The organism is Neobacillus sp. Soil_C_43, assembly GCF_057656715.1.
The window spans coordinates 115,003-134,090 of sequence record NZ_JBDGJV010000008.1 but is presented as its reverse complement, the minus strand read 5'-3'; the positions used below and the strand labels follow the sequence as shown (position 1 = coordinate 134,090).

Sequence of the window (19,088 nt, the reverse complement as noted above, 5' to 3'; positions counted from 1 at the left end):
TCATTTTTAAGATCTTTATGTACTTTATTAGGGTTGTAGCGATATGAAGGACAGTTAAGCCTATTTATCAGGTCATTTTGTCCTTCATTCGCCTGATGAAGGACAGTTTTGCCTTTTTAACGGTTGATTTTGTCTTTCATCCACTTGATGAATTTTGTCCTTCATCCTACTGTTTATCATTTTCCAAACGTATTTCCACGGCCCGGGCGTGTGCTTCTAGCCCTTCCATCCTCGCAAACTTTGCAATTTTAGCCGCATTCTCCAGCAACGCCTTCTTGCTATAGACAATCACACTTGATTTCTTTTGAAAATCATCGACATTCAGCGGGCTCGAGAAGCGCGCCGTACCGTTTGTCGGCAGTACATGATTCGGTCCGGCGAAATAATCACCTACCGGCTCTGAGCTATAACGCCCGATAAAAATCGCTCCCGCGTGACGAATTTTACCAAGAAGCTCCATCGCGTTCTCGGTCATAACCTCCAGATGCTCAGGCGCTAACTGATTAACCGTCTCAACGGCTTCATCCAAATCAGCGGCCACATAAATCGCACCATAATCCGCAATCGAACGGGCAGCAATTTCTTTTCGCGGCAGCACCACAAGCTGTTTCTCCACCTCTTGTGCTACTTCTTCCGCTAACCTCATCGACGGTGTAACCAACACACTGCAGGCACGTGGATCGTGCTCTGCCTGTGACAACAGATCCGCCGCAATCTCATCTGCTGGTGCCGTTTCATCTGCTAAAATAGCAATTTCACTTGGCCCAGCAATCATATCAATATCAACATCTCCGAATACTTCGCGTTTAGCCAGCGCCACAAAAATATTCCCAGGGCCAGTAATTTTATCAACGGAAGCAATCGACTCTGTCCCATAAGCTAAAGCCGCTATTGCTTGCGCTCCACCCACTTTATAAATCTCTTCGACGCCAGCTTCCTTCGCAGCAACCAACACGGCTGGAGGCAAATTCCCCTCTGAATCCGGCGGTGAAACCATTACAATCCGCGTGACCCCTGCTACCTTCGCTGGAATCACGTTCATTAGTACCGAAGATGGATAGGCGGCTGTGCCACCTGGAACATATACCCCAACAGAATCGAGGGCGGTTATTTTTTGACCTAGAATCGTCCCATTCTCCTCTGTCGTCATCCATGATGGACGAAGCTGTTTCTCATGGAAGGAACGAATATTTTCCGCCGCCTCTCGAACAATGGAAACAAAACCTTCATCGACCTTCTGATACGCTGTCTCAATTTCCCCCTCGGTTACGGAAAAAGAAGAAAGGTTCACTCGATCGAATTTCTCCGTATATTCTCTTAGCGCCTCATCACCTCTGGTCCGTATCTCTTGAATAATCCCCTTAACGATAGCCACCTGCTCAGTGGTCCCCGCTTCAATCGAACGCTTAATCGAAATCTGTTCCGACACTTTTAGTATTTTCATATTACAAAACCCCCTGTGACACCACTTCTGCCAGTCGGCTCACCAGCTCATCAATCCGCTTGTCGTAGATGCGGTAGCTGACAGGGTTCACAACTAGCCTTGAAGTCACATCTCCAATTCGTTCATATTCAACCAGCCCGTTTTCCTTTAAAGTCCTACCGGTTGATACAATATCTACAATCCGGTCGGATAATCCTATAATGGGTGCTAATTCAATCGATCCGTTTAACTTAATAATTTCGACTTGTTCCCCCTGCTCGCGGAAATAGGCTTCCGCAACATTCGGATATTTGGTTGCCACTCGTGGAGCGACATCATTCATTTTAGTGTTCGGCAGGCCGGCAACTGCCAAGTAGCAGTAGCTAATTTTAAGGTCAAGGAGTTCATACACATCGCGTTCCTCCTCCAATAAAACATCCTTTCCGGCAATTCCCACATCAGCCACGCCGTGTTCTACATAGGTAGCAACATCCATTGGCTTCGCTAAAATGAATCGTAAGCCTTCCTCTTCCACATCAATAATAAGTTTTCGCGAATCATCAAACTCGGGCGGTAGCTGGTAATTTGCTTTTCGAAGCAGTTCCACTGCCTCCTCAAATATACGTCCCTTTGGCATCGCAATTGTTAGTATGTTACTCATCGCCGCGTCCTCCGATTAAATAGGTTGTCTCGGCAAATCTTTTTGTAAAAGCATCAAGATTATTGACACCGGTGATATCCTGTAGCACCGCTTTTTGCCCCTGCTCGTGCATCTCATGTGCTAACTGAAAGGCTTCCTTGCGCCGTTCCTGGCTGAAAAAAATGCAGTGAGTAGTATTTTCCAGAGGACCGCCACCGAGTGCTTCTAGAAGCATATCTACTCGAACAGCAAATCCAGTGGCACTTGCCTTTTTTCCAAACTTCTCTATTAAACTATAGCGTCCGCCATTCCCAATCGGAAAACCGACATTCCCGGCGTATGCCTCGAATAAAATGCCCGAATAATAGCTCATATGGCTGACAATAGTAAAATCAAACTTCACATAATCTTCGACGCCATAATCTTTAATGACATCCCAAAGCTCTTTCAATTCGACAATGGCTTCTTTCCCCTTGTCGTTTTCAATAATATCAAGCGCTTGACCGATGACCTCTTCTCCGCCTCTTAATTGTAAAAGCTTTAAGAGACGTTGCTTATCAATGGAAGAGAGCTGTAAAGAGTTTACATGCTCGCGGTAACCGACATAATTTTTCTCAAATAAAAACTTACGTAATGCATTCGCCCGGCCATTCGTTCCGAGAATTTGAACAAACAATTCCTGGGCAAAACCAACATGCCCAACTGATACTTGAAATTGTGGCAGTCCTGCTTTTTTCAAAGAAGAAATCAGTAAGGCAATGACCTCCCCATCGCAGGAAACGGTGTCCTCGTTCAAACATTCCACACCTATTTGTTCGAATTCAGCCGGTCGGCCGCCTTCACGCTGCTGGGCACGAAATACATTGGCTGAATAAGCTAATCTTACAGGAAGGTCTTCTTCTAACAGCTTGGATGCTGCCACCCGTGCGATGGGTGCTGTCATATCTGGACGAAGGACCAAGGTATGTCCCTCTTTATCCAACAATTTAAATAACTGTTGATCAGCAATGGCTGATGCTGCACCAACGGTTTCATAGTATTCAAGCGTAGGTGTTTCAATAAATTGATAGCCCCAAAGTTTCATCGTATCGGACATGTATGTACGTACACCGTCTTTTTTTTCATAAAGTTCTGGCAGTGTATCCCGCATCCCCATGGGCTTTTCAAACATAAACAAGCGACTCATCCGGCTCACCCTTTATTGTAAAATTGCAATTGCTTTAGTCTGCTAATGTGATAATGAATTAAAGTTATTAGTAGTTTACCTCTAGTCATACTGTTCGTCAATGAAAAAGTGTTCTACTTTTTGGAAATCAGTACAGTTTGTGATTATTTTACCCCAGTTATTGGATTAATCCACCAGGAAGCAAATTTATTCTGTGAACTAAGTACAACATTCCGCCGAATTTATCATTTATTCCGCCAATTCGGGACTGAATTCCGCGAGCTTTCCTATTTATTCCGCCAACTTGTGGCGAGATTCCGCCACTTTTTCCATTTATTCCGCCAAACCTCCCATTCCTAGCTGAATTTTTTCCATAAAAAAAAGCCCAGTCATTAAACTAGGCTTCCATCAATGTTTATTTTTGACCACCATATATCGGATCATCGGCCCAACGCTCGGCCAGTTCTTCCTTTGTATAAATGACCCGCATCGGGTTTCCGCCAACGAACGCACCAGCCGGAACATCTTTATGCACTAGTGTTGCCGCTGACACGATGGCTCCATCCCCTATCGTAATCCCCGGCATAATCGTGGAGTTCGCACCTATCATGACCTCACTGCCAATCGTTACGGGACCAAGCCGGTATTCCTTAATTAAATACTCATGAGCCAGGATAGTCGTATTATAACCAATCACGGTGTTACGCCCAACACTGATTTTTTCCGGGAACATGACATCAAGCATCACCATCAGTGCAAAACTGGTTTGTTCACCCACCTTAACCCCAAGCAAGGTACGATACAGCCAATTTTTTATTCCCAGAAATGGCGTATAACGCGCCAACTGAATGACGATAAAGTTTCTGACAACCTTCCAAAATGGCACAGTCTTATAGACATGCCATAAGGAGTTCGCACCTTCAACAGGGTAGCGGGTCGTTTTCCTCATGTTTCTCACTCTCCGAGAATCGTTAATAAATCCTTCATGTTCTCTAGCATATAATCTGGTTCATACTTCGCCACGTATTCTCTGCCTTTAATGGACCATGCCACACCGGCTGTTGCTGTGCCCGCATTTTTACCAGCCAAAATATCGTGGAAATTATCCCCCACCATGATCGCCTCTTCAGGCGTCGAATTCAGCTGTTCAAGAGCCTTGAAAATTGGTTCTGGGTCCGGTTTCACTTTTTCTACATGATCATAAGCTACAATCACTTCAAAGTATTCTTCTAACGCCATCAACCGCAGCCCTTTAAGTGTCACATCATGGCGCTTGGTAGTAACAATACCAAGTTTATACCCACGATCCTTCAACCTCTGAACCGTTTCCTTAACACCAACGAATTCCTTTACAAGATCATCATGATTGGCAATATTAAAAGCACGGTATTCTGAGACCATTTCTTCCACCCGGTCAGGGTCCATGTTGCCAAACACCTCATGAAGTGTAGGTCCGAGGAAAGGCAGAACATCCTCTCGTTGGTACTTGCTTGGATAATATTTTTCAAGAGTATGCAAATAAGTCGTGATAATTAATTCATTCGTATCAATGAGTGTCCCATCTAAATCAAAAAGGACGGTTGTAATTTTGTTAGTCATATGTTGCTTCCTTTCTTTTCACTAGTCCTGAGCGTGTCCATATAGTTCCAACAATTAGGGTTAACAGAACGGCCACACCCAGCCGGATTAAGAATAACGGCCATACAGGAATGCCGAGCGGAACAAAGATCAATGTATCTTCCACAACGGCATGGCAGGCCATGAGAAAAATAAAGGCCAATGTAATATCCTTCTTACTGACTCCATCCTCTTTAACCGCCTGGATCATCACACCTGCCCCATAGGCTAAACCGAATAAAAGACCGGCCGCCATCGTGGTAGACGTATTTTCCTTCATTCCAAGTGTTCTCGTGACTGGAGCCATTGTTTTTGAGAAGCGATTTAACCACTGTAAATCTTTTAAAATCTGAATGACTACCATAAGCGGAATGACAATCATCGCTAATTGTAAAATACCTAGTCCTGCTTTTTGAACGGCCTCCAATATGATCCCTGTTACTCCATCCGCGTGTACGGTACTCGGCTCAATTAAACCATACTGGGCCTTTTCTCCGCCTCCATGCCAGACAAGATTAATGACGGCCGCTGAAAGAAGGGCTAGTCCTGGTCTCGTTACAAGAACTACCCACAGCTTTACTCCTGCTTTCATGGCTACACTAGATTCGATGAATAAGTTATGTGAAAAAGATAGCATGACCGCTAAGATAAACACTTCTTTTACCGAAAAATCCAGCGTGAGTATGGCGCCAATTGCCGCATATAGGTTGAGAAAGTTCCCTAGAACAAGCGGAATGGCTGCATCCCCCGACAAACCAATGAGCTTCATGAGCGGGGAAATCATTTTTATGAGCCAAGGCAGTACAGGTGTATACTGCAGCACTGCCACAATTAAGGTAACGGGAAAAATAATTTTCCCTAAGGTCCATGTTGTCTTTAAGCCAACCAGCAGCCCTTTTTTTAATGAGCTTAATAGCATTTCCCCTATACTCCTTTGCCAATCTAGTCTCTATAATCTAATTTGCTTGATCTAAATAATGCGCCTCTGAAAGTTTCTTCGTTCGGCGATAAATTAAAAATGCCAATGCTCCAACCACAAGGGCAATCGAAATCGTTTGTGCCATTCGAAGACTTCCAAGCATTAAGCTGTCTGTTCGCATTCCCTCCACGAAAAAGCGGCCAATGGAATACCAAATCACATAGGACAGGAAGAGCTCTCCACGGCGGAAATTCACGCGACGAAGTAAAATTAATAAGATAAAGCCGACAAAATCCCAAATGGATTCGTATAAGAAGGTTGGGTGATAGTACGTTCCGTCGATATACATCTGATTAATAATAAAGTCCGGTAAGTGCAGATTTTCAAGGAAGGTCCTTGTTACTTCACGGCCATGTGCTTCCTGATTCATAAAGTTACCCCAACGGCCAATTGCCTGTCCAAGAATTATACTTGGTGCGGCGATATCTGCAATCTTCCAGAAGGAGATCCCACGTTTTTTTGAAAACACATACGTAGTGATAACCGCTCCTATCAATGCACCGTGAATAGCAATTCCACCATTCCAAATCTGCGGTGCTTCAATCGGATGTTTAATATAATACTTCCATTCAAAAATAACATAATAAATGCGTGCCGAAATAATCGCAATCGGAATCGCCCAAAGCATCAAATCGGCAAATGTATCCTTCGGCAATCCTCGGCGATCCCCTTCTCTAATCGCAAGGAATAACGCCAGTGCCAGACCGGATCCGATAATAATTCCATACCAATGCACATCGATTGGTCCTAGTGAAAAGGCAATCGGATTTAGCGGTTGAATCGTTTCGTTCATCTCTCTCTCTCCTTTACCCTTTAAATATCTTCGTGTTCTCCGTCTTCAATCACATCTGATAAGCGATCTGTAAATTGCTGTGCTGCGTTTACACCCATTCTTTTTAATCGGAAATTCATCGCTGCTACTTCGATGATTACAGCTAAGTTTCTTCCTGGGCGGACAGGGACGGTCATCTTTGTCACTTCCGTATCAATAATCTTCATTTTCTCTTCATCTAAACCAAGGCGGTCATATTGCTTTTTCGCATCCCAGATTTCTAAATTCATGATGAGTGTAATTCGTTTGTTGCTACGTACTGCACCAGCACCGAATAAGGTCATAACATTGATAATTCCTAAGCCGCGAATTTCTAATAAGTGTTCAATTAACTCTGGGGAGGTACCTACTAATGTATCCTGGTCTTCTTGGCGAATTTCCACGCAATCATCAGCAACAAGGCGATGGCCGCGCTTGACTAGCTCTAGCGCTGTTTCACTTTTACCTACGCCACTTTTACCGGTAATCAATACACCAATTCCATACACATCCACTAACACACCGTGAACAGCTGTGGTTGGAGCCAGCTTACTTTCTAAAAAGTTCGTTAAGCGGCTGGAGAAGCGGGTGGTTTTCATGCTTGTCCGTAAGACAGGCACTGATTCCCGTTCCGCGGCTTCAATTAATTCCACAGGAACTTCAATATCTCTAGTGACGATAATAGCTGGAGTGATATCCGTACATAACCGCTCCATTCTAGAAACTCGCTCACTCTCAGAAAGCTCTTCGAAAAAGGATAGCTCCGTTTTTCCTAAAAGTTGAATGCGCTCCGCTGGATAAAATTCAAAATACCCTGCAATTTCAATACCTGGACGCGATATATCACTCGTAGTAATGGGACGATTGATTCCCTCTTCACCACTGACCAATTCAAGCTGAAATTTCTTTACTATGTCTATCGTACGTACTTTTGGCAAGTAGCTTCCTCCTCATTGAATGGCATTATTCATAAACGACAGTTCACAAATAATACAAAAAATTTCATTACCTCCTATTTTAGCATTTTTTGAAAAAGAACCAAATAAAAAAAGGGTGCAAAGTTGCACCCTCAGTTATCCTTTGATTCCCTAGATGGATCTAAGATGGTTTTATGAATGATAATATTTACAAGAGACATCATGACGGCAAAGAACAGCGCCATCCCGAAACCTTGAATCTCAAATGCCTCACCCATTAAATAATCGGTTAATTCAAGTGTGATGGCATTGATCACAAACAAGAAAAGCCCCATTGATAAGATGGTTACAGGTAATGTAAATAAAATTAAAAGTGGTCGCACCAGAACATTTAAGATGGATAATAAAATGCTCGCTTGTAAGGCGGCCCAAAATCCTGTCAATTGAAAGCTTTCATGAAAATAGCCAGCAAGTGCCATGAACAAAACTGCATTAATTAAACATCCTATCAGCCATCTCATAATTTAAAATCTCCTACTTATTCTTCAAGTGATTTGTGGATCGTAATGGAACCTGTTTTTGTATCCGCATAGATTCTCATCATTTTATCAGGATGATTGACCGATTGAAAGCGAAGTGACTTTTGAATCATCTCCGTTTTTTCTTCGAGCACCTGAACGCCAATGAGGTTCACATGAAACCCACCTAGGTTTGTTTTCAGCTCACCATTAACAGGGATTCCCTCTGGAATAAAGACCTCTATGCCACCCGTGATCGCTTTTGCTTGAATCCATTCAGAACGATTTCCTCGTACCTTATAACTAATATTACCGTTAAAGGATTGCGTTTCGACCTTCTTAAAATCACCCTCTACCATAATTGCTCCATGTATGGTTTCTGCTTCAAGTTCATCGAGCACACTGCGGTTGACCTTAATTTTCCCATGGGCTGTTTCCAATTCCGCTTTCTTTCCGTTCAACTGATTCAGCGTTATTTTTCCATTGGCGGTCTTTACACGAAGGTCACCCACTTTCATCTCTTCTCCTACTACCGTACCATTAAACATCCTAATTCGGATCCGATCATATTGAGCCTTTGGAACAAAAATGATTGCATCGACCTTCATCCATTTTTGCTGGGTCGTGAAACGTAACTTCTCATTCTCGATTGAAAAGTGTACATCACGAAGGAAGTTTTGACGTGCCTGGTCTTGGTTTTCCACACGATACACTTTGGCCTGACATTCAATTCGTACATCAGGTTGATCCCAAGCAGCGATTTTAACGGTGCCATTAGCCACATCAATATCTATATCCTTCATGGCGGCATTCCCATGCTGAAAAATATGAGAAATATCAACAGATTGGCCGAAGTTCAAATCAAAATCAAAGTCCTTGAGTTTTTTCAAAGCGGAATCAACAAAGTCAAAAATTTTATCCTTTGTGGATTGATACTTCGCTTGAAACGCTTCTTCCTTTTGTGCCTCCTCAAATTGAACAGCAGTCGACAGTTCATTCACCATTTGCTCCTGCTTCTGCTCCATCGTCTCCTGCGCTTTTTCTAATTCCTCAAGCAACGTTAAAGCTTCCTCCACCTTCAGCTTGCCTTCTTCCACCATTTTTAAAATTCGAATTCTTTCCTCTTTCATGGTTTCCACCTCAGCCTCATAATTTTTCCCTCTTAAAGCTTATTCAGCAAGTAATACCTTTACGCCTTTTACAATGTTCCAGATTGTGACAGCGATTCCGGTGATCGCAAGAGCGACTATGCTAATGATTGTAAAAATAGGAATCTCCTTTTGGATGTTGACGGAATCATTCAGGACAGCAATCACAACAAACGGCATTAGTATGAGCGGGATTAGATGTGAGAATAACGATTTTTTAGCATGCGCTTTTGTTCCTTGATCACCGCTGGCAAAATACACCACAAGCGGAAAAATAAATCCTGCAAAAAAAATACTGAAATAACACAAGCTTGATAGAACCTTTCTTGTTTCCATTTCGTACATCACCTCTTACCTCTATGTACGAATGGAAAGGAAAAAAGTTTCTATAAATCTGATCGAAACGTCCGATATTTCCTTTCAAAAAACCTCTGCATGCCGTCCGCAAACATATTAAAGATAAAAATGGTGAGGGCAATGGCCCCGATAACTGAAAAGGGGATCCACTCGTATGTAAAAATATCCTTCGTAATGGTCGAGAACATCGTTGGCCAAGCGAGCGAGGTATTCACGACCTCATATGCACCACTCTCCACCGTCATAAATTTATGCGTGACGTAGATATGGACAACGCCAAGCTGTGCGATCAGGAACAGCACCCTTCCCATATCGTTGATGATTAAGATAATAATATGGGGAATAACTGCGGGAAAATAATAGTTTTTAAACATCTTAAACGGCGAACCACCTGCGGCAATGCCTGCTTCAATATATGGCCTCCGCCTCGTCTCCTTCATATGTTGAAGGATGATTTCGGCGACACGACCGGTTTCCAGGACAGCCAGTATCACTATCACCCGAAACCCACGATCAGGGGCAAAAAAGATAAATGGCAAAGTCACGAAAAAGGAAACAAAAAAGATCGGCGGCATAAAGGAGAAAAGCTGCTGCCAAGCCTGGAGAATTTTTTCAAGCCATTTCGAATAAAAGCCGCCAACAGCTAACGGAATTGCTAAAAGATAGCGAATGAGAACGACCATGATAACAATGCCCAATGTCTCTTTTGCTCCCATCACGAGAAGGCTTAAGATATCGACCCCTTCATGGTTACTCCCAAGCGGATACCCTTCCATCGGAGGAAACGGCGGCAGATAGAATTTCCCCTCCTCTGTTTTTATGGCTCCATTCTGCTTTAACTTACTATCCACAAACGGTAGGGAATGGCCGGCAAACATAAGAATCAATAAAAATAGTAAAAAGATGCTGCTAATCCACAGCTTATAATTCTTCAATCCAATCCCCTCCTTTCTAACGGAGATACCATTCCTCTGGCGATTTCACTAAGAACCTTCGCTAGAAAAATAACAGCGGTAAATAGAATAATATATCCCGCTGCCGGATACAGCTGAATTTTTATATTCATTCCGACTCGGAAGAACTCTGGAGAGGTTACCGTTTCATAGAAAAAGAAAGCAGCTCCTCGATAGTTTGTTAGAAACTCAACTATAAACAAGTTTGATAGAGTATAAAGCGTAATCGTATTGGTATGGCTTAATATTTTCACAAAGCAATTTTTTAGGACATGGCGATATAATACTTTAAAGGAAGAGGTCCCTTTAGAGAAAGCAGTGCGTATGTAATCCATTCCCTGCTCGTCACGGATGCTGAAATAAGTGATATTGGCTATGTAAAACAGCGGGTAAATGGCTAGAAAAAGAATATCTAATAGAACGACGCTGATCTGGTCACTCCCATACACTACAATGTGTGGCAGGATTCCTGCTTCATAGCCTTCCATGATGAGCAGCTGTAGGGCAATGATTAAAAATAGATCCGGAACGGAGAGGAAGAATCTTGTCATGCTTACTCCAAATAGCTTTCCTCTTCGGCTGCGTATTCGAAAATCAAAGATTCCTTTTGCAACGCCAAGGAAAAAGCCAAGGAAGAGAGCAGGTATGACGATAAGCATGCTTTTTTGGAAGGTGCGCCAGATATTCTCTGTTAAGGAGTAGCCGTTATAAACGGTACCAAGTCCCTCATTTTCCCTTATGTATTGAAAAAATTCTGTAAACTGATTCACATGCTGGTCAAAGGAATAGTTATAGATAGCACTGAGAAACTCGCCTCCGGAACCAGTTTGATAGGAGGTGGTGCGCGGTAAGAATAAGAGACTTAAAAATAGAAATATTGTAATTAACCACAATATCGCCTGATAGACAATGGAACGAATAATCATTTTTTCAACTCCTTTATTCCTATATTTTACTAACACATCAGAAGTGTTTCAATATTCGAACTAATCTGCATATAAGTAGACGTAAGAAAAGAGGAAAGGTGACTGGGTTTTGAGATTTTTTATGAGGAGTTGCGGAGGGATTCCGCCGGATTCCGCCGAGATTCCGCCAACTTTTGGAGTTATTCAGCCAACTTTGGCCAGTTTTCCGCCAACTTTTCGATTTATTCCGCCAAACACAGTTTATGCACACAAAAAAAAGCTGAAACCATCAACTGGTTTCAGCTTTTTTCATGTATCATGCTTCTACTGCACTTTTATCTTCAATTTGTTTTTTCATTCTTAAACGATCACGCTCGAGGATGGGCTTTAGATATTTGCCCGTATACGATTCAGGCACTTCTGCTACCTTTTCCGGTGTACCTGACGCAATAATGGTTCCACCCTTGTCACCGCCTTCAGGTCCTAAATCAATTAGGTAATCGGCAGCCTTAATGACATCGAGATTGTGTTCAATCACAAGGACTGTATCCCCATTTTCAACCAATCGCTGAAGTACAACGAGTAAACGTGAAATGTCATCCACATGAAGTCCCGTTGTCGGTTCATCTAGAATGTAAAAGGACTTACCGGTTGAGCGGCGGTGTAGTTCTGAAGCAAGCTTCACCCGCTGGGCTTCCCCACCGGAAAGCGTGGTTGCCGGCTGGCCAAGCGTAATATATCCAAGTCCAACATCCAATATCGTCTGCAGCTTGCGGCTGATTTTTGGAATGTTTTCGAAAAATTCAACTGCTGCTTCAACCGTCATATCAAGAATATCGGAAATATTTTTCCCTTTATACTTCACTTCCAGCGTCTCACGGTTATAACGCTTGCCGTGGCACACTTCGCAAGGAACATACACATCAGGTAAGAAGTGCATTTCAATTTTAATGATTCCATCCCCACGGCAGGCTTCACAGCGACCGCCCTTCACATTAAAGCTGAAGCGGCCTTTTTTATATCCACGGACCTTTGCTTCGTTCGTAGCGGCAAATACATCACGCACGTCATCGAAGACACCTGTGTAGGTTGCCGGGTTGGAGCGCGGTGTTCTGCCAATTGGCGACTGGTCAATATCAATTACTTTTTCTAAATAATCAATTCCTTTGATGCTCTTATGCTCGCCTGGCTTCGTTTTTGCACGATGAAGCTTTTGTGCCAGTGACTTATGAAGAATTTCATTAATTAGCGTACTTTTTCCGGAACCTGATACACCAGTAATAGCGATAAACATACCAAGTGGAATTTTTACATTGACATTTTTCAAGTTATTTTCAGATGCGCCTTTTATTTCAATGTAACGCCCATCTGGCTTACGGCGTTCTAATGGCAAAGGAATAAATTTCTTACCCGACAAATACTGACCTGTTAACGAATTCGGGTCCGCCATGACTTCTTCCGGTGTACCGGCCGAAACCACCTGCCCGCCATGCACGCCAGCACCTGGGCCGATATCAATTAGATAATCGGCAGCTATCATTGTATCCTCATCATGCTCAACAACAATGAGGGTATTGCCAATGTCCCGCATCTGCTGCAGCGTTCCGATTAAACGGTCATTATCACGCTGATGAAGTCCAATCGACGGTTCATCTAGAATATATAATACGCCCGTTAAACGTGAACCGATTTGCGTCGCTAAGCGAATTCGCTGCGCCTCACCACCGGAAAGCGTACCAGCCGTTCGGCTGAGCGTTAAATAATCCAGACCGACGTTGATTAAGAAGCCGAGGCGCTCACTGATTTCGCGAAAAATGAGTTTCGCTATTTGCATCTCTTTTTCCGTCAGTTTCAATTCAGAAAAAAATTGATGCGCTTCTTCAATCGAAAGGTCGGTTACTTGGGCAATATGATGTCCATTAATTAGGACAGCAAGAGTTTCCTTTTTCAAGCGGTAGCCTTTACAGGTTGGACATGGCTGCTGAGCCATATATTTTTCCATTTGTTCACGGATATAATCAGAGCTTGTCTCCTTGAAACGACGCTCAACGTTCCGGATGACCCCTTCAAATTCGATATTTCCTTCACGGATTTGGCCAAAATCATTTTCATAGCGGAAATAGATTTTATCACGGCCGGATCCATATAATACTTTTTCTAATAAGTGCTCTGGAATATCCTTTACGGGGGTGTTCATATCCACCCCGAAGTGATCACAGACTGCCTCAAGCAGCTGTGGGTAATACTGCGAGCTTGTCGGCTCCCATGGGGCAATCGCATGCTGCTTTAACGTTAGATCCTTGTTAGGGATGACTAAGTCCACATCCACTTCGAGCTTGGAACCGAGTCCATCACATTCTGGGCAAGCACCAAATGGGCTGTTAAAGGAGAACATCCTTGGCTCCAGCTCACCGATGGAAAAACCACAAAGCGGACAGGCATGATTTTCACTAAATAACAACTCTTCCTCGCCAATCACGTCGACAATGACTTTTCCTTCACCGAGCTTTAACGCCGTTTCAAGTGAATCGGCAATTCGTGCAGAAATGCCCTCCTTGACCACGATTCGATCGACAACCACTTCAATCGAGTGCTTTTTGTTCTTTTCTAATTCAATCTCATCTCCGAGATCGAGCATTTCACCGTCCACACGGACCCGAACAAAGCCTTGCTTTTTAATATCCTCGAGGACCTTTACATGCGTTCCTTTTCTCCCAGAAACAACCGGTGCAAGGATTTGCATCTTTGTTCGTTCCGGATATTCGAGGATCCGATCGACCATCTGTTCAATCGTTTGAGACGAAATTTCTATATGATGAATCGGACAAGTTGGGTGTCCGACCCTTGCAAATAATAATCGTAAATAATCATAGATCTCTGTCACGGTCCCGACTGTTGAGCGCGGGTTCCGGCTTGTTGTTTTTTGATCGATAGAAATGGCAGGGGATAAACCTTCAATTGCATCAACATCAGGCTTATCCATCTGACCTAAAAATTGCCGTGCATAGGCAGACAGGGATTCTACATACCGGCGCTGCCCTTCTGCATAAATCGTATCGAATGCGAGCGAGGACTTCCCTGAACCGGAAAGTCCCGTCAACACTACAAGCTTATCTCTCGGAATGGTGACATCAATATTTTTTAAATTGTGGGCTCTGGCGCCTTTAACAACCAGTTTCTCCATCGCCATGTGTACGTCATCCTTCCGCTTTAAGTTCCAATAATAGGTCACGAAGCTCGGCAGCACGTTCGAAGTTTAATGCCTTTGCTTCTGCCTTCATCTCTTTTTCCATCGTAGCAATCAGCTTTTCTCTTTCCTTCTTGTTCATCTTGCTGAAGGATGCGGCTGGTGTGTACTCTTCTTGCTCCTCGGCCGCGTGTGTCGCACGTATGACATCACGGATTGCTTTTTGAATAGTCTTTGGTGTTATCCCGTGCTTTTCGTTATATTCTTCTTGGGTGGCACGGCGCCGCCTTGTTTCGCTAATCGCCAGCTCCATCGAATTCGTCATGCGATCAGCGTACATAATGACATGTCCATTGGCATTCCGTGCTGCCCGGCCAATCGTCTGAATGAGTGAGCGCTCGGAGCGGAGGAAGCCTTCTTTGTCTGCATCAAGAATGGTTATGAGTGACACCTCAGGAATATCTAAACCTTCACGGAGCAGGTTGATTCCAATAAGAACGTCATATTTCCCCATTCGCAGTTCACGGATGATTTCAATTCGTTCTAGCGTTTTCACTTCTGAATGTAAATATTGAACTTTAATCCCGATTTCTTTTAAATAATCGGTTAAATCCTCTGACATTTTCTTCGTCAAAGTGGTGACAAGGACACGTTCATTTTTCTTCACACGTTCGTGAATTTCACCGATTAAATCATCAATTTGTCCCTCAATCGGTCGGATCTCAATCGTTGGATCTAAGAGTCCAGTCGGGCGAATGATTTGCTGAACCATGTCCGGCGTATGCTCCAATTCATATGGTCCAGGAGTCGCCGAAACAAAGATGGCGTTGTGAACATGCTTATCAAATTCATCAAACGTTAACGGCCGGTTATCTAGAGCCGATGGCAGACGGAAGCCGTGGTCCACGAGGACTTGTTTCCTTGCTTTGTCACCATTAAACATACCCCTGATTTGTGGCAAGGTAACATGCGACTCATCGATAATCAGGAGAAAATCTTCTGGAAAATAATCCAGCAGTGTATACGGCGTCGATCCTGCAGGCCTTAAGGTAAGGTGGCGTGAATAATTTTCAATACCTGAACAAAAACCCATTTCTCTCATCATTTCTAAATCATAACGGGTCCGCTGTTCAATTCGCTGGGCTTCAAGTAACTTATTGTCCGCTCTCAGCTCCTCAAGGCGTTCCTCAAGTTCTTTTTCTATATTCTCAATGGCAACGCGCATTTTCTCTTCTCGTGTTACGAAGTGGGAGGCTGGAAAAATGGCGATATGCTCGCGTTCACCAATAATTTCACCTGTGAGCGCATCCACTTCACGAATCCGGTCGATTTCATCACCGAAAAATTCTACGCGCACACAATGCTCATCACGGGAAACGGGGAAAATCTCCACCACGTCTCCTCGAACCCGGAAGGTACCGCGCTTAAAATCAATATCATTTCGTTCATATTGAATATCGACTAAGCGATGGAGCAGGTGATTGCGCTCGATTTCCATGCCGCTTCTAAGCGATAGGACCATCTCACGGTATTCTTCCGGAGAACCGAGACCATAGATACAAGAGACACTGGCGATAATGATGACATCTTTCCGTTCAAAAAGAGCAGAAGTGGCCGAGTGGCGCAATTTATCAATTTCATCGTTGATGCTTGCATCTTTTTCAATGAAGGTATCGGTTTGCGGCACATACGCTTCAGGCTGATAGTAATCATAGTAACTGACAAAATACTCTACCGCGTTGTTCGGGAAAAACTCCTTAAACTCACTATACAACTGTCCTGCCAATGTTTTGTTATGGGCAATGACAAGGGTTGGTTTATTGACCTCTTTTATCACGTTAGAAACGGTGAACGTTTTACCTGTTCCTGTCGCCCCAAGGAGTGTTTGATGACGCTTATTATTTCGAATCCCCTCGACTAACTGGCGAATCGCTTCCGGCTGATCCCCCTGTGGAGAGTACGCTGAGACTAATTCAAATTGGTCTTTCACACGATTTCCTCCCGTACAAATAAATCACTTTTCAGCTAAAAATCTAGTTATTGACCGGGATGGCGCTGGAAAGTGTATCCTCTAAAATTTCATATTAACATTCTACCACAATACCCCAAAAACAAACCAACAATATGCGAACTAGTATTCGTTTTTTGTTGTTTTTGTATAAATAATAGGCTGTGTTAAAGAACAGTTTTGATTTTTACACCCTGTTGATTGGAGCGGAAGGCTCGAAGACTCCTGTGGGAGTATGGTTCAGGGGAGACCCCGCAGGCGCAAGCGCCGAGGAGGCTCGCCGAAACACCCACGGAAAGCGAAGAGCCTGGAGCGGAAATCAACAGGCAAGTTAACAGAGCCAAATAATAAAAAGCCTGCCAGTTTCCTGACAGACTTGCGTAGATTTCTGAGATTACTAGGTCTTCTTCACTGCTCTTGGCTTCATTTTAGCCGCCAGCCAGAAACCGGCGGTCAATGAGAAAGCATCAATGACAATTAACACGAAGGTATTCGTATACCCTTTATATACAGAGGCTGCAATCAGTGCAACCGTTAATACAAGGCCGATCAGTCGATTGTAAGTAACCCGTGTAAAAAGCAGGACTAGTAACCCTGGCAAAATAAGTGCCGACAAGTATTCAATAACATTTACCAATGGGTACACCTCATTCAATAAATTTCTGTTAATTAATTCTAGAAATTTATCAACAAAATTGCAACAAAAATATTAAATTCATCGGTCCTTATGATTCATGCTTCATTTGAAAAACTGCTTCTTTTTGACTTGTCATCAAGCTTACTAGTACAAAACAAAGAAATGAAAGTAAAATTGGCATAACCACTGTATGAAGGCCAAATGCATTTGGATGAAAACGGTCTAATAATATATAAGACCCCATTCCCACAATCATAGATGTTATCGCTCCATACTTATTCCCCTTACTCCAATACAACCCTAAAACTACAGGCCAAATAAAGACAGATTCAAGACCGCCAAACGAGAATAAATTCAGCCAGACAATTAAATCAGGTGGACTTAAAGCAAGCAGGATAACAAGAATCCCAATCACCGCCGTGACACTGAAGCTGACCTTTCTTACATGGTCGTCTCCTGCGTGTGGCTTGATATAATTTAAATAAACATCCTTTACTAATGCAGAGCTTACAAGAATTAATAAGGCATCTACCGTGGACATGATGGCTGCCATAGGAGCTGCAAGAACAATTCCGGCAACATACGGTGGCAAGACCTTCATCGACAACAACGGCATGACGGTATCGCCAATTTTAACATCAGGAAGAACAGGGCGGGCAAACACCCCAATCAGGTGCATGCCAAGCATGATAAAGCCAACTACAATGGTTCCTATAATAATCGCATGATGCATCGCCTTGGAATTTTTATAAGACATGGCCCGAACCGTAATTTGCGGTAAGCCGACTACGCCCACTCCTACCAAAATCCAAAAAGAGGAAACATAGGCTGGGGTTAGATTATGCTGCGCACCAAATGGGCTGATCAGGTTTGGGTTCTCTGCTGCTAAATCAGAAATAATTTTAGGGATTCCGCCACCAGCCTTAATGGTTGCGATCAGCAGAATCAATGTCCCCATAAACATCACAACGCCTTGGACCGTATCCGTTAACGCAACTGCTCGAAATCCGCCAACAATCACGAATACAAGGACAGAGAAGGCAAAAATCAATAATGCAGTGGTATAGGAAAGGCCTGTTAAGCTTTCTACCAGCCTGGCTCCGCCAATCCACTGGGCTGTCATTGAGGAAAAAAGAAAAATAATAATACTTGCTGCAGAAAGTAACACGACTGTTTTGCTTTTATACCGTTCCTTCAGGAAGTCTATTAATGTGATAGCTTTATACTGCCGAGCGACAATAGCAAATTTCTTTCCTAGTACCATTAAGGTAAAATAACCGGTTGCCAGTTGAGCCATCGCTAGCAGGACCCAGCCTAACCCCTGGGTATAGGCAATTCCGGGGCCACCGATAAAGCTGCTGGCACTTCCGTAGGTAGCAACCATCGTCATGGCGAGAATAAAGCCGCCCATTTGGCGTTCCCCTAAAAAGTACTCCTCTAGGAATGAATTCGTTTTAATGACTCGTTTGTTTGACCAAAGGCCAATCGCAAAAATAATTAATAAGAAGATAATCAACGGTGTGATAACGGGCCAGTTCACTTTCTCTCCCCCTCTTCCACTTCAAAGGGTACATCTTTGAATAAAAATTTGATGGTCAAAATAACTAGTATGACCATTACAATAAAGCCAACAATACAACTGTAAAAGAACCATGCAGGCAGTCCAAATATGTATGAGTAGTTGTTAACGTTACCGGAGCCAAGGCCATAGCCAAAGCCATACCACCAAATAAAATTGATGAGAACAAGAATGACACCTATCAATGCTTCTCTATGCGCAATCTTAAAACGCTTGTCCTCTGGATTGACTGTCTTTTTCAACA

At 43.3% G+C, this 19,088-nt stretch carries 18 protein-coding genes; all 18 read right to left on the bottom strand.

From position 1 onward, the window contains the following. Positions 1-166: 166 nt before the first annotated feature. The 18 genes from hisD to AC3A54_RS12600 all read right to left on the bottom strand — a co-directional run bounded on the left by hisD (position 167) and on the right by AC3A54_RS12600 (position 19,086). Positions 167-1,444, bottom strand: coding sequence for a histidinol dehydrogenase (gene hisD / locus AC3A54_RS12685; protein WP_487654725.1), 1,278 nt, complete (start codon positions 1,442-1,444; stop codon positions 167-169). Between the two features lies 1 nt (position 1,445). Then, positions 1,446-2,084, bottom strand: a complete 639-nt coding sequence (hisG, locus tag AC3A54_RS12680) for an ATP phosphoribosyltransferase (protein ID WP_487654724.1) — start codon at positions 2,082-2,084, stop codon at positions 1,446-1,448. Next, positions 2,077-3,249 carry an ATP phosphoribosyltransferase regulatory subunit gene (locus AC3A54_RS12675; RefSeq protein ID WP_487654723.1) on the bottom strand — a complete coding sequence of 391 codons (1,173 nt, stop codon included), beginning with the start codon at positions 3,247-3,249 and terminating at the stop codon, positions 2,077-2,079. The genes hisG and AC3A54_RS12675 overlap by 8 nt, the downstream gene beginning before the upstream one ends. Positions 3,250-3,643: 394 nt before the next feature. Further along, positions 3,644-4,177, bottom strand: coding sequence for an acyltransferase (locus AC3A54_RS12670; RefSeq protein WP_487654722.1), 534 nt, complete (start codon positions 4,175-4,177; stop codon positions 3,644-3,646). Positions 4,178-4,182: 5 nt separating this feature from the next. Then, positions 4,183-4,827, bottom strand: coding sequence for a pyrophosphatase PpaX (ppaX, locus tag AC3A54_RS12665; RefSeq protein WP_487654721.1), 645 nt, complete (start codon positions 4,825-4,827; stop codon positions 4,183-4,185). Beyond that, entirely contained in the window at positions 4,820-5,764 is a 945-nt protein-coding gene (locus AC3A54_RS12660) for a nucleoside recognition domain-containing protein (protein WP_487654720.1), read from the bottom strand. Before AC3A54_RS12660 ends, ppaX begins: the two co-directional genes overlap by 8 nt. Positions 5,765-5,801: 37 nt before the next feature. Beyond that, positions 5,802-6,617 (bottom strand): prolipoprotein diacylglyceryl transferase, encoded by an 816-nt coding sequence (gene lgt, locus AC3A54_RS12655; protein ID WP_487654719.1) that lies wholly within the window; start codon positions 6,615-6,617, stop codon positions 5,802-5,804. A 20-nt stretch (positions 6,618-6,637) separates the two neighbouring features. Beyond that, positions 6,638-7,573 carry an HPr(Ser) kinase/phosphatase gene (hprK, locus tag AC3A54_RS12650; protein ID WP_487654718.1) on the bottom strand — a complete coding sequence of 312 codons (936 nt, stop codon included), beginning with the start codon at positions 7,571-7,573 and terminating at the stop codon, positions 6,638-6,640. A 131-nt stretch (positions 7,574-7,704) separates the two neighbouring features. After that, a complete protein-coding gene (locus AC3A54_RS12645; protein ID WP_487654717.1) occupies positions 7,705-8,073 on the bottom strand; it encodes a phage holin family protein in 369 nt (122 codons plus the stop codon). A 17-nt stretch (positions 8,074-8,090) separates the two neighbouring features. Continuing rightward, positions 8,091-9,200 carry a DUF4097 family beta strand repeat-containing protein gene (locus AC3A54_RS12640; RefSeq protein WP_487654716.1) on the bottom strand — a complete coding sequence of 370 codons (1,110 nt, stop codon included), beginning with the start codon at positions 9,198-9,200 and terminating at the stop codon, positions 8,091-8,093. Positions 9,201-9,239: 39 nt separating this feature from the next. Further along, positions 9,240-9,554, bottom strand: a complete 315-nt coding sequence (locus AC3A54_RS12635; RefSeq protein WP_487654715.1) for a magnetosome magnetite crystal formation protein family — start codon at positions 9,552-9,554, stop codon at positions 9,240-9,242. A 50-nt stretch (positions 9,555-9,604) separates the two neighbouring features. Then, positions 9,605-10,510, bottom strand: coding sequence for an ABC transporter permease subunit (locus AC3A54_RS12630; protein ID WP_487654714.1), 906 nt, complete (start codon positions 10,508-10,510; stop codon positions 9,605-9,607). Beyond that, on the bottom strand, positions 10,507-11,454 hold the full coding sequence (locus AC3A54_RS12625; RefSeq protein ID WP_487654713.1) for an ABC transporter permease subunit: 948 nt from the start codon (positions 11,452-11,454) through the stop codon (positions 10,507-10,509). Before AC3A54_RS12625 ends, AC3A54_RS12630 begins: the two co-directional genes overlap by 4 nt. A 295-nt stretch (positions 11,455-11,749) precedes the next feature. Continuing rightward, on the bottom strand, positions 11,750-14,623 hold the full coding sequence (uvrA, locus tag AC3A54_RS12620) for an excinuclease ABC subunit UvrA (RefSeq protein ID WP_335546438.1): 2,874 nt from the start codon (positions 14,621-14,623) through the stop codon (positions 11,750-11,752). A gap of 7 nt (positions 14,624-14,630) precedes the next feature. Next, positions 14,631-16,610: an excinuclease ABC subunit UvrB gene (uvrB, locus tag AC3A54_RS12615; protein ID WP_487654712.1), complete on the bottom strand. Its 1,980-nt coding sequence runs from the start codon at positions 16,608-16,610 to the stop codon at positions 14,631-14,633. 415 nt (positions 16,611-17,025) lie between these two features. Beyond that, positions 17,026-17,265, bottom strand: a complete 240-nt coding sequence (locus AC3A54_RS12610) for a DUF2198 family protein (RefSeq protein WP_308082521.1) — start codon at positions 17,263-17,265, stop codon at positions 17,026-17,028. An 88-nt stretch (positions 17,266-17,353) separates the two neighbouring features. Continuing rightward, a complete protein-coding gene (gene panF / locus AC3A54_RS12605) occupies positions 17,354-18,805 on the bottom strand; it encodes a sodium/pantothenate symporter (protein ID WP_487654711.1) in 1,452 nt (483 codons plus the stop codon). Next, positions 18,802-19,086 (bottom strand): YhdT family protein, encoded by a 285-nt coding sequence (locus AC3A54_RS12600; RefSeq protein ID WP_335546444.1) that lies wholly within the window; start codon positions 19,084-19,086, stop codon positions 18,802-18,804. The genes panF and AC3A54_RS12600 overlap by 4 nt, the downstream gene beginning before the upstream one ends. Between the last annotated feature and the right edge of the window lie 2 nt (positions 19,087-19,088).

Coding starts and splice junctions, on each gene's coding strand:
- hisD (WP_487654725.1), bottom strand. CDS start 1,444: ATGAAAATACTAAAAGTGTCGGAACAGATTTCGATTAAGCGTTCGATT.
- hisG (WP_487654724.1), bottom strand. CDS start 2,084: ATGAGTAACATACTAACAATTGCGATGCCAAAGGGACGTATATTTGAG.
- AC3A54_RS12675 (WP_487654723.1), bottom strand. CDS start 3,249: ATGAGTCGCTTGTTTATGTTTGAAAAGCCCATGGGGATGCGGGATACA.
- AC3A54_RS12670 (WP_487654722.1), bottom strand. CDS start 4,177: ATGAGGAAAACGACCCGCTACCCTGTTGAAGGTGCGAACTCCTTATGG.
- ppaX (WP_487654721.1), bottom strand. CDS start 4,827: ATGACTAACAAAATTACAACCGTCCTTTTTGATTTAGATGGGACACTC.
- AC3A54_RS12660 (WP_487654720.1), bottom strand. CDS start 5,764: ATGCTATTAAGCTCATTAAAAAAAGGGCTGCTGGTTGGCTTAAAGACA.
- lgt (WP_487654719.1), bottom strand. CDS start 6,617: ATGAACGAAACGATTCAACCGCTAAATCCGATTGCCTTTTCACTAGGA.
- AC3A54_RS12645 (WP_487654717.1), bottom strand. CDS start 8,073: ATGAGATGGCTGATAGGATGTTTAATTAATGCAGTTTTGTTCATGGCA.
- AC3A54_RS12640 (WP_487654716.1), bottom strand. CDS start 9,200: ATGAAAGAGGAAAGAATTCGAATTTTAAAAATGGTGGAAGAAGGCAAG.
- AC3A54_RS12635 (WP_487654715.1), bottom strand. CDS start 9,554: ATGGAAACAAGAAAGGTTCTATCAAGCTTGTGTTATTTCAGTATTTTT.
- AC3A54_RS12625 (WP_487654713.1), bottom strand. CDS start 11,454: ATGATTATTCGTTCCATTGTCTATCAGGCGATATTGTGGTTAATTACA.
- uvrA (WP_335546438.1), bottom strand. CDS start 14,623: ATGGCGATGGAGAAACTGGTTGTTAAAGGCGCCAGAGCCCACAATTTA.